Here is a 14,374-nt window from a genome sequence, read left to right on the forward strand (position 1 = left end):
GGGGTCAGACGAGCAGGCCGCGCCACTCGTGCACGGTGCTGTGCACCACGTATCGCAGCGCGTCGAGCGAGTGATCGTCTTGCTTGACGGGGCGGTCTTCACCGCGGGCCGCGGCGGCGTCGTCCCATACGTACGTGGAGAACTCGGCGAGCAGCCCCTCGCACGAGCGATGGATCAGTAGCCGGCCGGCGTCGAGCGCATTCGCCACGCTGCGGATGCCGTCCAACACGGCGTTGTTGGCGCGGGCCACGTTCGGGTATCCGTCGGCCCAAAGCTGAGTCGAGAAGCTCGTCGCGCTCGGGTCGATGAACGTCCACTCGGGCCGCACGTCCTGCTCGGCGATCCACTCGCGGACGGCGCGGCTGTACTGCGCGTCGGTCATCTGCCGGTGTACGGCGCGAGCGTCGTGTCTCCACTCGCTCACCGCGTACAGCCGGCCGTCGACGCCGAGGCCGAGCAAGATCGCCACGAAAGGGTTGCTCGTGCCGTAGTCCACCCCTGCCCAGTAGCGGCGCATCTCGGGCAGCTCGTCGACGACGTGCTGCTGCTCGTCGTACATGTCGAAGATCGCGCCCTCGGCGACAACCCACTCGCCGAGGATCATCCGGCGCCGCCATAGGCCGGTGTACTCGGCGGACAGGGCCTTGACGTAGGCGGGCGACAGTGCCGGATTGTCGGCGAGCTTGAAGTGCCACGATGCGAGGTCGAGCTCGTGCTGCCGGTCGAGGTACTTCGCTTTGAGCCAGTGCCGCGGGCCGTCCGGGTTGGTCGTCCCGATCAGGATTGCGCCGGGCACCGACAGGCGGGCGAGTAGCTGCGTGAAGAACGCTTCCGGCAGCAGCGTGACCTCATCCGCGTAAGCGATGGAGGCGGTCAGACCTCGCAGCCGGCCCTCGGAGCGAGAGTCACTCGCGCCGATCAGGTGCACGACTCGGCCGAGGATTACGGCGGTTGTCGCGCCCCGGGTGTGGTGGACCTCGGCCGCGGTATCCGAGAACAACTCGGGGTCTTGCAGCGGCTCGATCACGTTCCGCTCGATCGTGGCGAGCGAGCGGCCCACAATCAGGATCAGGCCCGCGGCGGGCGCCCGCCGGACGGCGAGCAGGAAGCGCAGCAGCGACGAGATCGTCTTGCCGCTTCGTACGCTGCCGTGCCACAGGTTGATACGGGCGGTCGCCTCGCGGATCGAGCGCAGTTGCTTGTCGGAGAGGTGATCAGCCGAGGGGATCACCCCCCGTCCGGTGCACCGTCCTGCGTGCCGAGCAGTGCGTCGGCGAGGCGGTCGAGCATCCCGCCGGCGCTGCTGGTCTTATTCGTGCGGGCGAGCTCGGCGACCTTGGCGTGAACCTCGGTAAGCGCCCGCGCCGCGGTCGCGTAGTCGCGAGCGTCGCGGGCAGAGTCGGCGGCGCCGACCCGTTCAACTTGCGCGAGGGCGCCGTCGAGCGCGTCGTCGGCGAGCTGTTCGCGCCGCACCGCACCGTCGGCTCGTCGGGCATCTGTGGCAGCAGCGACCCGCGCCCCGCCGGAGAAGGTGAGCCCCTCGGCGGCGGCGATCTTTGAAACGGTGGCGGCGCCCCGCCCGAGGTCCCGAGCGATCGCGTTACGGGACCTCCCCTCGGCGTGCAGGCGGCGGACCGCCTCGCGGTCGGCGTCCGTGATCGGGTCGGCCACGGGATCACCTCCCGACCGGGGAACGCGAACGCCCCGCCACCAGGGGGAGGGGGCGGGGCGTGACATCACGGGTTGTTTCTGGGCACGCCGGAGGCGCCACCCACATTAGGTCACGGGACGATAACGACGCAAGCTCATTCGGGCGTTGCGGCGGGAGACGCTGCGCGCGCCTCCGGCAGGGGTTGCTCTCGCCGGCATAGCCGTCCGGCGGTGGAGTCCCTGAGGCGGCCACCCCCCCGAAGAGCGCGCCTTGCTCTGCCCCGGGTCGTCGAGCTCGAACGGTGCCTCGCCGATGGACGTCGGATTGCTGGCGGTCCAGCCGCAGCGGTGACGCTGGTGCAGCCTCAGCCCCGCCGCGTCACTCGGGCCGCTTGCCCCACTGAATACGGTACCTTGCACCTTTCCAGGTCTTATAGCGGTAAGCCATGTTGACCAGAATGGTAATGAAGGCGATTCCAAACGCCGTGCTCGCTCGATCGGCATACTGTCGCCAGTAATGTTCCTCGCCGACTTCGTTGTCTTGGGTGGCGTAGATTCCGAGTGAAAACCCCAGGAAGATAAGCCATCCTGTGAACGTCGCAATCAACGCCGATTTTTCGACGCCGCCGCGCTCACGGAAATATCCCCAGGGTGAAACATTGCTGACGTTTTCGATAATCCCCGCCACCAACTCCTCTTCGCTCTCGCGGGTTCGGATTGTCAGTGCGCGTTCGAATACACACTCGCTGCTTCTCTGCTTGAGGAACTCCGCTGCAAATTTCCGAACCATGTCATCGGCTTCCTCTTGCAGCCTGTCAATAGACTTCCCCAAAAGGCGCATTCGGAGATTTCTCGACATCTCTGTTGATGCGATTCCCCACGGAGGAACTGTGCCGGGCTTAAACACGAAAGGCTGACCGCTATTGACTTGCGCTTGCGCATCCGGGGGCAATTGTCTGGTCAAATCTTCCAGCATCGTCGCGGCGTAGTTGGGGTCCTCGACCAACCATCCGAGTTCCTTGAAGATGCTTTGAATGTCGGCTGGGCTTGCGTCGCCGATGTTGCACGAAACGAGGAGCCTCATGTGCCTACGTTAATGGTTGGCCGGCATTTGGGCGTGGACAGCTGAGCCAATCGAGTGTTCTCGCTAAGGGCTGCGGCGAGGTCGGGTAGAGCAGCCCACCCCCACAGCCGCAGTCCGCGCTCGTTAAGTGGCACGGGTGCGGTGCAGCTAGGCCCGGTCCCGCAGGTGATCGTCGGTGGGGTGTCGGGGCTGGTGTGCAGGGTGAGCTCGCCGACGCACCACGGGCACGGCTCGGGCAGCGGGGTCTCGCGTTGGTCGAGGCCGAGGGCGCGCAGCACCCGGGCCTCGGCGATCCGCGCGGTACGCCTTGCTTCGTGCAGGAGGTGCAGCGGCAGCACCTCGTACGGGGGCGGGGCGAGGGTGCCGTCGAGCTCGTGCTCGGGCTCGGTGTCCTCATCCTGCACGCGCCCCTCGATCCACACGCACGCCCAGTGCAGCCCGTGGGCCCGCGATCCGGCCGCGCGCCGGCTGTCGGGTGCGCTCGGGTCGGGGGACAGCCACGCTCGGGGGTCGTCCTGCTCGGTGTGCTGTACGACGGCGGCGAGGGTGTCGGCGAGGTCGAACACGAGCCGCTCGACCGCGCGCGCCGTGTCGAGCGCGCCGAGGTTGAGCGGGGCGGGGTGCTCGCGCAGCACGAGCGGCGCCCGGTCCTCGACGACGAGCTGCTCGTCGTCGCCCTCGCGCATGGTGTGTGCGAGCTGCCTCGGTGGCCAGTGATCCGCCGGCGGCGTCTCGATCGCGAGCAGCAGGTCGGCCCACCGGCCCCGGATCGTCCGCAGTGCGCGCACGGTCTCGTGCACAGCCTGTGCGTAACTCATGCGCGCACCGCCTTGCCCGTGCGCAGGGCCTCGGCCTCGGCGGCGTACAGGTCACGCGCGGCCTCGGCCTCGACGATGGCCTGCTCGGCGGCGGCGACGCGGTGCGTCAGTCGCAGCGCCGCGGCCTGCTGCCCGCCGGCCGCGCGCCGGAAGGCGTCACCGTCGGCGATCTCGGCCTCGACGAGCTGCCGCAGCTTCACCGTGTCCTCGGGACCGAGCACGCCGCCGTCGGCGCGAGCGAGCAGCACTCGCATCGCTGCGCGCCGCTCCTCGCGGACCGCCTCGCGGGCGTCGCTCCGGCCACGCCGAGACCGAGTGCGGGTAGGGGTGTTCGCGTTCATGGTGTTGTCTCTCCGTTCTCGGCTCGGCGAGTCGTCGAGCAGGTGGTGCAGGTGGTCGGGCACGGTCGGCGACCGAGGCGGCGCAGCTCGCGGTCGAGGCGGTCGTCGATCCGGACCGCGTACGCGAGGGTGGCGCCGAGGGCGAGCGCGAGCGTCACGGCGAGGGCGAGCAGGGCGGCGCTCATGGGGTTGTCTCTCGGTCTGCTCGGGCACGGCGCAGCAGTCGGTCGAGGGCGCGCCGAGCGCCGCGGGTTTCCCGCGCGCGAGGCGCGACCGGTCGCGCGGGGCCTTGGTGTTCATGGTGTTGGTGAACACCGGAGTGCCGCAGACGTACGTCGTCGGTGACGTGCCAGCCATCACGGGCGAGACGGTCGGTCAGGCTGGCGACGATGAGTGAGGCGAGGTGCGGGTGCACGTCGAGCTCGTCGGTCAGGTGGGCGGCGATCACGGCGCGCGCGGCGGCGGGGATCATCGGGCCTCGCCCCCGCCGCTGGTGTGCCGAGCGCGGGTGTCTCGGCGTGGTGCGGGCGGTTGGCACATGATCCGAGCGAGGCGTACCTGCTCGTCGTCGGCCTGCTCGCCGTTGCTGAGGTGAGCGAGCAGTGCCTCGACGCGCGACGGGTGCACACCAGTGAGCGGGCGCCGGCCCTTTCCGCGGTTGCGGAAGCTCGATCGGCACTGCTCGTCGACGGCGGCGAGGCAGTACGGGCAGCGGATGCCGAGCGGGTCGGGAAGACCCTCGGCGACGAGCTGCTCGCGGTGCGCGCGGGCCGGCCGGAACTGCCGCAGCTCGGTAGCCACGTGCGCCGGCATGTACCGGCGCGGGCCGGTACCGACTCCGGACATGAGGGCGGCGAGACGTTTCTGCCCAGCGTGGTTGATCTCGGCTCGGTACTGCGCGGGTGCGGAATGGCCGCGGGCGACCGCGGCGCGGGTGCCGAGCAGTTCCGCGCGCCATGCCTGCGGGTTGTCCGGGTCGGCGGCAGGCACGGGGTCGGTGTGCCGGGTCATGAGTTCTGCTCGGTGCGGCCCCCATGCGGCGAGCAGGTCGTGCGGTTCGATCGGCCGGTACTGCGAACTGCGGTTCCCGCCCTGCTGCTCGTAGTACCGCTGTGTAGCGCGGGCGGCGTCCCATCCGGTTTCGGGCATGGTGGCGGGGACGTCGGCGACGGCGGCGGTCCACTCTGAGATGGTGCGGGCGGACTGCTGCGGGTCGGCGAGGGCGCGGCGCACGCGGCTGTCGAGGGTTCCGGCGTAGGCGAGCAGGGCGGCGATCTGTTCGGGCGTCATGTGTAGCTCTCCTTTTGGGCGAGCAGGGCGAGGCCGGCGGCGAGGTTGTCGGCGTAGCTCGCGGTCGAGGCGGGCGCCCGAGGCGGCGCGCTCGGCGTCGGTCGGTCGAGGTCGCTCCAGACCTTGAGCCAGTAGCGGGCACTCTTCGGTGCCTCGCCCGGGTTGGTGCGGCGGGCGGCGAGGTCGACCAGGGCCTCGACGCCGTGCGCCTGTACGAGCCGGTAGACGTCGCGCTGCTCGCCGAGGCCGAGGGACCACCGGACAGTGATCGAGGCGGCGACGAGAGCGGCGTCGAGCGGACGTAGTTCGGGAATCAGCGCAGCCGCGGTGTTCGTCGCGCGCGGCTGCTGCTGTTCGTCTTGTAGAGAGCTTCTTTTGTTCTGGGGGCCGGTAGCCGGCCCCCCGGGGGCCGATCGTCGGCCCTCCCCCGGGCCGGTAGTCGGTCCCCCCGGGGCCGATGGTCGGCCCTCCCCGGGGCCGCCTACCGGCCCCCCGGCGGCCGATGTCCGGCCCGGGTCGGTAACCGGCCCGGGCCGCTCACCGGCCCCCCTCACGTCGAGCAGGGGGAGACGGTAAACGGTCTCGCCACCGGGGCCGAGCCTGCCCTCGACGACGGCGAGCTCGCCCGAGACGAGCAGGGTGTCGACGGCGTCGCGGACGGTGGAACGGGCGGCGCGGGTGCGGCGGATGAGCGAGGCGGTACCGGCGTAGGCGACGCCGTCGGCGTCGGCCCGATCAGCGATCGCGAGCAGCACCAGACGAGCGGCGCCTCGGCTGTCGGATTGGGACCAGACCCAATCCGTCGCGGCGAGGCTCAACGGACGTTCTCCCTATGGGAATCGGTGAGCCGGGCGGCTCGGGCCGGCCGGCGAGCGCGGCGGGCGTGTGGGCGGGGCACCGGGTGCCGACGATGTAGCGGCGGGTACCGATCGCGTGGCAGTAGGCGCCGGCGGCGCCGTCCCAGAAATCGCAGATCACGCCGCGGATTGAGCGGCGCCGATGTACCGGGCGTAGACGCGATATTCGGTCACACTGCCTTCGGTCACACTGCGGGCGACCGCCTCGAAGCTGCCTGCTGGCGCATAGGCGGGCAACCGGGCGTCACGGATCGCGCGGGCGGCCGATGCCGCACTGTCCAGGCTGGCCGGGCGTCGCACAACTCCCCACACTTGCGGGCGATCCCGCAGTTCTCGGGCGATGCGAGCGTGCTTGGTGTTTCGCTGTGCGGGCGGCGGCCCCAGGTACTCAACTGCACTCATGTCTAACCCCCTGTGTCAACAGACGTGAACACCCCTGGTAACGGCACGGCAAAACCGGCAGGTAGGGTGTTCACGTTCATGAACACTTACGACCCTAGGCCGGCCAAAATTGCACGTCAACGGGATTGGGGGGCTGTCGTCCTCCCGTGCTGGCTGATTAGATGGCCGCAGGTGTTCACATTCGATTACAGGAACGGGGGTGTGGAGAGTGGCCAAGACAGACGAACCCGCATGGGAGCTCGGGACGCCTTTCGGTGCCGTGGTCCGCGAGGCCAAGGCGGCGCGCAAGGTGGGTTACCGACCGCTCTCGGACCTGGCGCGCGATCCGGTGACGGGCTACCAGCCCGCGCACACGCTGCTTTGGAAGATCGCCAACAACGAGCCCGTCAAGCTGTCGCCGGCCCTCGTGCGGGCCGTCGCCGCGGCGGCCGAGCGGCCGGTACGCGAGGTGCAGATCGCCGCCGCTGCCCAGTACATCGGGCTCACAGCCGGTGATCCGTTCGGCGAGCAGAACGGCGAGGCAACCCGCAGCGTCGCCCATGCGCCCGGGCTTTCGGCAGACGACATGCCCCTCGTGCGCGAGCTGCTGCGCAAGCTCGAAGGGGGCGCGACGAGCTAGTCCTGCTCGTTCGCCCGCTCGGCGGCGGCGTCGGGGCTCATCCACCACGCAACGAGCTGATACACCGTGCCAAGTTCCAGCTTGGTCCGAAGATCACTCAGCGCAAGATTGATCGTCTTGGCGCTGTAGCCCAGCGTCTTTGCGATCTGCTGCTGATCCTTCCCCGCGCACAGCGCCCGCAAGATCGTGCGCTGTAGGGGCGTGGTGATCGTGGGCTGCTGTGTGGGCTCGGCGCTGTGCCAGTCGAGGCCGATCTGCCAGTCGACGTCAAAGGCGGCGGCGAAGTACCCGCACGCCGCTCGGTCGCGGACCAAGTACGCGCCATCGAAGCTAGGCCGGCCGTCGGCGTGGTCCTCGATGATCGCGTACTGACGGTCGACGAGCACCAAACGCATGAACGGCTTTGTGAGCGTGCGGAACTGAGCGCCAAGGGCGGTCAAGAGGTTCACTCGGTCGATCGCCCCAGGGTTCGACCGAGTGCTCGTGCTGTAGAGGGTGCGCATGGCGCAGCCCCGTTCGACTGCCGAGCGGTCGCGGTCCGTCGACAGGTCGATGACCTTTCGAGGGCGGGGGCCGGGTTGTGCGGTGAGCAGCTCGTGCCGTGCACCGTCGACGGCGGAGGCGATCGCGGCGTTTACCGCTTCCTTCCCCTCGATCCATAGCGACGACATCCCCGCCCCACGGGGGCGATCCGTTCGGCACGAGCGAAGCTGAGACACGAACCCCGGAATCTCGGCGAGCTGCCGCGCCGCTCCTTCGAGCTGCTGCTGCACCGACTTGCGCAACCGGCCCTCTATCTCGTCGAGGTCAACGGCGGCGTACCCGCTCGGCTGGAACGCATCGCGGAGGATCAGGCCGGCGGCGGCGAGGCGCTCGGCGGTGGCGGCGTCACGTTCCCTGATCGGCTCGCCCTCGGCGATCAGGCCGTAGACGCACAGCTCGGTCTCAGACAACGTCGACGACGGCACGCGACCCCCCGCGGTTCGGATCTTGGAACTTCCTATGTCTGACCTGGGGAAAGTCTGTTCGATCCCCCCGGAAGCGGTCAGGCTATATCCGCAGTGGAATCTATGTCGCCGGTGTATCTAGGTGGCATATCCAACATCTGGGAGGGGAACCCAACAAATGATCATGAAGGGGATTCGCCTCGGCCTCGCCGCGGCGCTCGCCGTCGGCGGCCTGGCGGGCGGGCTCGCGCTCGCCGACGCTGACGCCCCGCGCTCCGTACAGGCGGACAGCTCGTGGAACTTCGCTCCGCCCCCGCCGGCCGAGCCCGCGCCCGTTGAGTCGACGGTGTCGCCCCTCGGCGACAGCTCTTGGAACTAGGAACGGACAGCACAGACAGATCGACGAAAGGGGAGCGTCCCCACGAGGGACGCGACCGCGGGGGGCGGTAATGATCTCTGTAATCCGGACGCCGCTCGATACCGGTGTATGGGCCGTCGCCACCGCGACAAAAGGCACGACGTACATCGCTATCGACGGCCGACACATCACGCCGGCGGGCGCCGTTGCGCTCGAACAGGTGCTGAACGATCTAGATGAGCAGCCCTGCGGGGGCGGCCCAACGGGTGGGGGCGACGCCCCCCGGGCCGCATGACAAGAGGGCCGCACGGCACATGCCGTGCGGCCCCTTCTGTGAGCTGTTGGGCTCGCCTGGGTGATGCCGACGTGATGCCGGACTGCTTCGGAGCGGTCGGCACCGGCTGACACTCGAACGTGCAGTGAGGCCATCTGACCTGCACGTTCTGTCACTCGCCGGTACCGACTAGCACCCCCCACCATGAACGATCTTGAGCTCGTAATGCGTAGGTCTCGGGTTCGAATCCCGAAGGCGGCTCGGATCAGCCCCAGGACTCACTCGCCGTGACCTGGGGCTTTTTCATGCCCTTCAGCTGTACGGGCATGCGGCGGCCAGGACTGATGGCGCAGAGGCATGGCCGCTCCGTCCTGCGAGAATGGCCGTCGTGACCGACAACACTCCTCAGAGCCCCAACAGCGGGCCGACGCCTACCCACGAGCTGCCGACCCAGTACGCGCCGGCCGAGGTAGAGGGGGCGTTGTACGAGCGTTGGGTAGAGCGCGGGTACTTCGAGGCTGACGCGAAGAGCGAGAAGCCGGCGTACACGATCGTCATCCCGCCGCCGAACGTCACCGGCTCACTTCACCTGGGCCACGCCTTCGAGCACACGCTGATCGACGCCCTCACCCGCCGCAAGCGCATGCAGGGGTACGAGACGCTGTGGCAGCCCGGCATGGACCACGCCGGTATCGCCACGCAGAACGTCGTCGAGCGCGAGCTCGCCAAGGAGGGCAAGTCCCGCCACGACCTGGGCCGCGAAGCCTTCGTCGAGCGCGTGTGGGAGTGGAAGGCCGAGTCCGGTGGGCAGATCGCCGGCCAGATGCGGCGCCTCGGCGAGGGGCTGGCGTGGAGCCGGGACCGCTTCACCATGGACGAAGGCCTGTCCCGGGCCGTCCAGACCGTCTTCAAGAAGATGTTCGATGACGACCTGATCTACCGCGCCGAGCGCATCATCAACTGGTGCCCCCGCTGTCTGACGGCCATCTCCGACATCGAGGTCGACTACCAGGACGACGACGGCGAGCTCGTCTCCATGAAGTACGGCGAGGGCGAGGACACCATCGTCGTCGCCACCACTCGCGCGGAGACGATGCTCGGCGACACCGCCGTCGCCGTCCACCCCGACGACGAGCGTTATGCCCGTCTGATCGGGAAGCAGATCAGGCTGCCGCTGACCGACCGGACCATTCCGGTCGTCGCCGACACGCACGTCGACCCGGAGTTCGGCACCGGCGCCGTCAAGGTGACCCCGGCGCACGACCCGAACGACTTCGCCATCGGCCAGCGCCACGACCTCGAATCCATCGAGGTCCTCGACGAGCGCGGCATCATCACCGTCCACGGCCCGTTCCTCGGCCTGGACCGCTTCGAGGCCCGCTCCGCGATCGTCGCCGCCCTGCGGGCCGAGGGCCGGATCGTCGCCGAGAAGCGCCCCTACGTCCACTCCGTCGGCCACTGCTCGCGCTGCAAGACGACGCTGGAACCGCGCCTGTCGCTGCAGTGGTGGGTCAAGGTCGAGACCCTCGCCAAGGCCGCCGGTGACGCGGTCCGCGACGGCCGGGTCGACATCCACCCCGCCGACATGTCGCAGCGCTACTTCGACTGGGTCGACAACCTCAACGACTGGTGCATCTCGCGCCAGCTCTGGTGGGGTCACCGCATCCCGGTCTGGCACGGCCCGAACGGCGAACTGGTCTGCGTCGGCCCCGACGAGGAGCCGCCGGCCGGTGAGGGCTGGACGCAGGACACCGACGTCCTCGACACGTGGTTCTCGTCCGGGCTGTGGCCGTTCTCCACGCTCGGCTGGCCCGAGCGGACGCCGGACCTGGAGAAGTTCTACCCGAACTCCGTCCTGGTCACGGGCTATGACCTGATGTTCTTCTGGGTCGCCCGGATGATGATGTTCGGTCTGTACGCGATGGACGGCCGGCCGCCGTTCCGCACGATCGCCTTCCACGGCATGGTCCGCGACGAGTTCGGCAAGAAGATGTCGAAGTCGTTCGGGAACACGGTCGACCCGCTGGACTGGATGGACAAGTACGGCTCCGACGCCCTGCGCTTCACCCTGGCCAAGGGCGCCAATCCGGGCGTCGACGTCCCGATCGGCGAGGACTGGGTCCAGGCGTCCCGCAACTTCGCCAACAAGATCTGGAACGCCACCCGCTTCGCGCTCATGAACGGCGCCACGGTCGAAGGTGAGCTTCCGCCCGCCGAGCAGCTGTCGGCGACCGACCGCTGGATCCTGTCGCGGCTGAACAAGGTCGTCGCCGAGGCGGACGCGTACTACGAGGACTACCAGTTCGCCAAGCTCGCGGACGCCCTCTACCACTTCGCGTGGGACGAGGTCTTCGACTGGTACGTCGAGCTGTCGAAGACGACGTTCTTCGAGGAGGGCGACCAGGCCAAGGTCTCCGCGCGCGTCCTGGGCGAAGTCCTCGACGTCACCCTGCGGCTGCTCCACCCGATCGTCCCGTTCGTCACGGACACCCTGTGGACCACGCTCACGGGCGGCGAGTCGGTCGTCATCGCCGACTGGCCGAAGGACTCCGGGTTCCGCGACGAGGCCGCGGAGCAGGAGATCGAGCTGGTCCAGCAGGTGGTCACGGAGGTCCGCCGGTTCCGCTCGGACCAGGGCCTGCAGCCGGGCCAGAAGGTCCCGGCCCGCCTGGAGCTCGACGGCACGGCGCTGGCTCCGCACGAGGCGGCCATCCGCCAGGTGCTGCGCCTCCAGCCGGAGGGCGAGGGCTTCGCCGCCACCGCCTCCCTGCCGGTCGCCGGAGCCACGGTCTCGCTCGACCTGTCGGGCACCATCGACGTGGCGGCCGAACGCAAGCGGCTGAGCAAGGACCTGGCCGCCGCCGAGAAGGAGAAGCAGCAGGCCGAGGCCAAGCTCGGGAACGAGGCATTCATCGCCAAGGCCCCCGACAACGTCGTGGACAAGATCAAGGGCCGTCTCGCCAAGGCCGGGACGGACATCGCCCGGCTCCGGGCCCAGCTGGACAAGCTGCCGCCGCAGTAGGCGCCGGAACACGCCCGAAGGGGGCCCAGACCATGTGGTCTGGGCCCCCTTCGCGTTCGCCCGGAGCCGGCCGGCGGACGCCGTGCGGCGTCGGGGAGCGCATGCCGGACACGGTGCGGCGCCCGCGTGTGGCGGGTGCGTAGCGGGGGTGGGGCGGTTCTCCGCCGGGGTCCTAGTGGGGTTCGAGTCCGGCATCGGGGCCGGCTGGCACCGTTGCGTGGAGGGCGCGGGCCGGTCGGAGGCCTGTCGGCCGAGGCCCGGATGAAGGAGTTCCCGTGGTGAAGATCGTTTTGATGTCGGGCAGTACCCGTCAGGACTCGGTGAACGGCGCCGTGCTGGCGACGGTGCGTCACATCCTGGCGGCGCTGCCGGGTGAGCACGAGAGCGTGTCGCTGGCCGTGGCGGACCTGCCGTTCTACGAGGCCGGGCTGGAGCGGTCCGGCGCCTCGGCGGCGGTGCGCGGGGCCCAGGAGCTGGTCGCCGGCGCCGACGCGCTGTTCATCAGCACCCCCTCCTACAACGGCGAGATGCCGGGCGCGCTGAAGAACGCGCTGGACTGGCTGTCCCGCGGCATCGACGGCCCGAGCGCGCTGACCGGCAAGGTGACGGCCGTGGCCAGTGCCTCCCCCGGAGCGCGCGGCGCCCTCGACGCCCAGGCCGGGCTGGTCGGCGTACTCACCCGGTGCGGTGCGCGGGTCGTGGAGCACGAGCCGGTCGCCGTCGCCGGGGCGGGCGGGCAGGCCACCGAGGACGGCCGGTACACCGACCCGGAGCTCGTGGCGCGGCTGGAGAGCCTGACCGGCGCGGTGCTGGCGGCGGTCGACGCGGCCGAGGTGCTCGTCTGATGGCCGGTGACCGGATAGGCCTCTTCCGGATCATGAAGGAGGACCTGGAGGTGGTGGTGGCGCGGGACCCGTCCATGCGCAACCGCCGCGAGGCGCTGCTGCACGCGGCACTGCCCGCCCTGTGGTCGCACCGGGTCGCGCACCGGCTGCACCGGCGCGGGATGCGGATGACCGCGCGGATCATCGCCTGGTACGCCCGCCGCGGCACCGCCGTGGAGATCCACCCCGGTGCGGTGCTCGGCCGGCGCGTGTTCATCGACCACGGCGCGGCCGTCGTGATCGGCGAGACCGCGGTGGTCGGGGACGACGTGACCATCTACCACCAGGTGACGCTGGGCGCCGTCGGGTGGTGGAGCGACAACGCCCGCCCCGAGGGCGAGCGCCGCCATCCGGTGGTGGGCCGCAACGTCGTGCTCGGCACGAACGCGACCGTGCTGGGTCCCGTCACCATCGGCGAGCACGCCGTCATCGGCGCACAGGCGCTCGTCAACAAGGACGTGCCCCCGGGAGCCCGGGTACTGGCGGCCACCGCCGTGATCAAGGCGGTCGGCAAGGAGCCGGAGCCCATGGAGGACCTGTACGCCGTGACCGCCTCGGCCGGCTCCTGGTAGCCCCGTCCGCGTTCCGGCCCCGCCGGCGTACGGCCGTCCGTACGACCACCCGAACAGCAGCCGTACGAACCGACTTGTGAGGACCCAGACGTGGAAAGCAGTGAGAACCGCCGCATCGCCGACAGCATCGAGGACCTGATCGGGTCGACCCCGCTGATCCGCCTGCGCTTCGAGGACACCGCCCCGGGCACCGAGGTGCTGGCCAAGCTGGAGTCCGCCAACCCGATGTCCACCAGCAAGGACCGGGCCGCCCTGTTCATGCTGCGCGCCGCCGAGGCGCGGGGCGACATCACGCCCGGCAACGGCACCGTCATCGAGGCGACCTCCGGCAACACGGGCATCTCGCTGGCCGCGCTCTGCGCCGCCCGCGGCTACCGATGCGTGATCGTGCTGCCCGACAGCGCCACCCGCGAGCGGGTCGCCCTGCTCAAGGCACTCGGGGCGGAGGTCGTGCAGACCCCGCGCGACACGGGCTACTCCGGCGCGATCGCCAAGGCCGAGGAGCTGCACGCGTCGATCCCCGGGTCCTGGTTCCCCTGCCAGCACGAGAACGCCGACAACGTGCGGGCGCACTACGAGACCACCGGCCCGGAGATCTGGGCCGACACGGCCGGCCGCGTCGACGTGCTGGTCTGCGGCGTGGGCACGGGCGGGACCCTGACGGGCATCGCGAAGTACCTGAAGGAGCAGGACCCGACCATCCGGGTCGTCGCGGTCGAGCCGGAGAACTCGCCCGTGCTCTCCCAGGGCACCGGCGGCCAGCACCGGATCCCCGGCCTCAACGGCGGCTTCGTGGCCCCGACCACCGACGTCGCCCTGATCGACAGCGTGGTGACCGTCTCCGACGAGGACGCGATGGCCGCCGCCCGTGGGCTCGCCCGCCGGCAGGGCGTCTTCGTGGGGGTCTCCTCCGGCGCCGTCGCGCACGCCTGCGCCCGGCTGGCCGCGCATCCGGACTACATCGGCGCCTCGATCGTCACGGTGCTGCCCGACACCGGCGAGCGCTACCTCAGCCTCTGGGAGGAGGACGAGGCGGTGGCCGGCGCCGCCGCCTCCCGGGACGGCGTGGTCAAGCCGGTCGCGGAGCAGCACGTCGCCGGGAAGCAGGCCGCCGGGAAAGCCGCCACCGGACAGTCCGCCGCGCTGACCGTGCGGTCCTGACCCCCTCCGCCGCGGGGCCGGCCTGCGCCCTCCGCCTTCGCAAAGGAACCCAGACATGCCGGTGACCGCCCAGCACACCGAGCCCGTCCCCGTAC

General features: G+C 70.1%; 17 protein-coding genes. 6 read left to right on the top strand and 11 right to left on the bottom strand.

The features are described 5' to 3' along the window. Positions 1–4: 4 nt before the first annotated feature. The 10 genes from OG295_RS18925 to OG295_RS18970 form a co-directional block, all read right to left on the bottom strand. Positions 5–1,231: a PBSX family phage terminase large subunit gene (locus tag OG295_RS18925; RefSeq protein WP_371677926.1), complete on the bottom strand. Its 1,227-nt coding sequence runs from the start codon at positions 1,229–1,231 to the stop codon at positions 5–7. Continuing rightward, positions 1,228–1,671 carry a helix-turn-helix domain-containing protein gene (locus OG295_RS18930; RefSeq protein WP_371677927.1) on the bottom strand — a complete coding sequence of 148 codons (444 nt, stop codon included), beginning with the start codon at positions 1,669–1,671 and terminating at the stop codon, positions 1,228–1,230. Before OG295_RS18930 ends, OG295_RS18925 begins: the two co-directional genes overlap by 4 nt. Positions 1,672–2,029: 358 nt before the next feature. After that, a complete protein-coding gene (locus OG295_RS18935) occupies positions 2,030–2,734 on the bottom strand; it encodes a hypothetical protein (RefSeq protein ID WP_371677928.1) in 705 nt (234 codons plus the stop codon). Continuing rightward, positions 2,731–3,552 carry a hypothetical protein gene (locus tag OG295_RS18940; RefSeq protein ID WP_371677929.1) on the bottom strand — a complete coding sequence of 274 codons (822 nt, stop codon included), beginning with the start codon at positions 3,550–3,552 and terminating at the stop codon, positions 2,731–2,733. The genes OG295_RS18935 and OG295_RS18940 overlap by 4 nt, the downstream gene beginning before the upstream one ends. Beyond that, a complete protein-coding gene (locus OG295_RS18945; RefSeq protein WP_371677931.1) occupies positions 3,549–3,806 on the bottom strand; it encodes a hypothetical protein in 258 nt (85 codons plus the stop codon). Before OG295_RS18945 ends, OG295_RS18940 begins: the two co-directional genes overlap by 4 nt. 83 nt (positions 3,807–3,889) lie before the next feature. Continuing rightward, positions 3,890–4,078, bottom strand: a complete 189-nt coding sequence (locus OG295_RS18950) for a hypothetical protein (protein WP_030383592.1) — start codon at positions 4,076–4,078, stop codon at positions 3,890–3,892. Continuing rightward, positions 4,075–4,365, bottom strand: a complete 291-nt coding sequence (locus OG295_RS18955; protein ID WP_371677932.1) for a hypothetical protein — start codon at positions 4,363–4,365, stop codon at positions 4,075–4,077. The genes OG295_RS18950 and OG295_RS18955 overlap by 4 nt, the downstream gene beginning before the upstream one ends. Continuing rightward, positions 4,362–5,183 (bottom strand): hypothetical protein, encoded by an 822-nt coding sequence (locus OG295_RS18960; protein ID WP_371677933.1) that lies wholly within the window; start codon positions 5,181–5,183, stop codon positions 4,362–4,364. The genes OG295_RS18955 and OG295_RS18960 overlap by 4 nt, the downstream gene beginning before the upstream one ends. Next, positions 5,180–5,938: a hypothetical protein gene (locus OG295_RS18965; protein WP_371677934.1), complete on the bottom strand. Its 759-nt coding sequence runs from the start codon at positions 5,936–5,938 to the stop codon at positions 5,180–5,182. Before OG295_RS18965 ends, OG295_RS18960 begins: the two co-directional genes overlap by 4 nt. Positions 5,939–6,157: 219 nt before the next feature. Continuing rightward, positions 6,158–6,442 carry a hypothetical protein gene (locus tag OG295_RS18970; protein ID WP_362235879.1) on the bottom strand — a complete coding sequence of 95 codons (285 nt, stop codon included), beginning with the start codon at positions 6,440–6,442 and terminating at the stop codon, positions 6,158–6,160. Between the two features lie 208 nt (positions 6,443–6,650). On the opposite strand from OG295_RS18970, the gene OG295_RS18975 reads away from it, so the two are divergent. Continuing rightward, the gene (locus OG295_RS18975; protein WP_371677935.1) at positions 6,651–7,061 is read left to right on the top strand and encodes a hypothetical protein; all 411 of its coding nucleotides are present in this window, start codon (positions 6,651–6,653) and stop codon (positions 7,059–7,061) included. On the opposite strand, the gene OG295_RS18980 is transcribed toward OG295_RS18975, so the two are convergent. Next, on the bottom strand, positions 7,058–8,014 hold the full coding sequence (locus OG295_RS18980; protein ID WP_371677936.1) for a LuxR C-terminal-related transcriptional regulator: 957 nt from the start codon (positions 8,012–8,014) through the stop codon (positions 7,058–7,060). The two genes, OG295_RS18975 and OG295_RS18980, sit on opposite strands and share 4 nt — an antisense overlap. A 178-nt stretch (positions 8,015–8,192) precedes the next feature. Between OG295_RS18980 and OG295_RS18985 the strand changes: the two genes are divergently transcribed. The 5 genes from OG295_RS18985 to OG295_RS19005 all read left to right on the top strand — a co-directional run bounded on the left by OG295_RS18985 (position 8,193) and on the right by OG295_RS19005 (position 14,279). Continuing rightward, positions 8,193–8,387 (top strand): hypothetical protein, encoded by a 195-nt coding sequence (locus OG295_RS18985; RefSeq protein ID WP_371677937.1) that lies wholly within the window; start codon positions 8,193–8,195, stop codon positions 8,385–8,387. A gap of 641 nt (positions 8,388–9,028) precedes the next feature. Further along, a complete protein-coding gene (locus OG295_RS18990) occupies positions 9,029–11,662 on the top strand; it encodes a valine--tRNA ligase (protein ID WP_371677938.1) in 2,634 nt (877 codons plus the stop codon). Between the two features lie 278 nt (positions 11,663–11,940). After that, positions 11,941–12,507, top strand: a complete 567-nt coding sequence (locus OG295_RS18995) for an NADPH-dependent FMN reductase (protein WP_371677939.1) — start codon at positions 11,941–11,943, stop codon at positions 12,505–12,507. Then, positions 12,507–13,118, top strand: coding sequence for a serine O-acetyltransferase EpsC (epsC, locus tag OG295_RS19000; protein WP_266839925.1), 612 nt, complete (start codon positions 12,507–12,509; stop codon positions 13,116–13,118). The genes OG295_RS18995 and epsC overlap by 1 nt, the downstream gene beginning before the upstream one ends. A gap of 90 nt (positions 13,119–13,208) precedes the next feature. Then, positions 13,209–14,279, top strand: a complete 1,071-nt coding sequence (locus OG295_RS19005; RefSeq protein ID WP_371677940.1) for a PLP-dependent cysteine synthase family protein — start codon at positions 13,209–13,211, stop codon at positions 14,277–14,279. Positions 14,280–14,374 lie beyond the last annotated feature (95 nt).

It is taken from the genome of Streptomyces sp. NBC_01276, assembly GCF_041435355.1.
Lineage (GTDB): Bacteria > Actinomycetota > Actinomycetes > Streptomycetales > Streptomycetaceae > Streptomyces.

Coding starts and splice junctions, on each gene's coding strand:
- OG295_RS18935 (WP_371677928.1), bottom strand. CDS start 2,734: ATGAGGCTCCTCGTTTCGTGCAACATCGGCGACGCAAGCCCAGCCGAC.
- OG295_RS18940 (WP_371677929.1), bottom strand. CDS start 3,552: ATGAGTTACGCACAGGCTGTGCACGAGACCGTGCGCGCACTGCGGACG.
- OG295_RS18945 (WP_371677931.1), bottom strand. CDS start 3,806: ATGCGAGTGCTGCTCGCTCGCGCCGACGGCGGCGTGCTCGGTCCCGAG.
- OG295_RS18950 (WP_030383592.1), bottom strand. CDS start 4,078: ATGAGCGCCGCCCTGCTCGCCCTCGCCGTGACGCTCGCGCTCGCCCTC.
- OG295_RS18955 (WP_371677932.1), bottom strand. CDS start 4,365: ATGATCCCCGCCGCCGCGCGCGCCGTGATCGCCGCCCACCTGACCGAC.
- OG295_RS18960 (WP_371677933.1), bottom strand. CDS start 5,183: ATGACGCCCGAACAGATCGCCGCCCTGCTCGCCTACGCCGGAACCCTC.
- OG295_RS18970 (WP_362235879.1), bottom strand. CDS start 6,442: ATGAGTGCAGTTGAGTACCTGGGGCCGCCGCCCGCACAGCGAAACACC.
- OG295_RS18985 (WP_371677937.1), top strand. CDS start 8,193: ATGAAGGGGATTCGCCTCGGCCTCGCCGCGGCGCTCGCCGTCGGCGGC.
- epsC (WP_266839925.1), top strand. CDS start 12,507: ATGGCCGGTGACCGGATAGGCCTCTTCCGGATCATGAAGGAGGACCTG.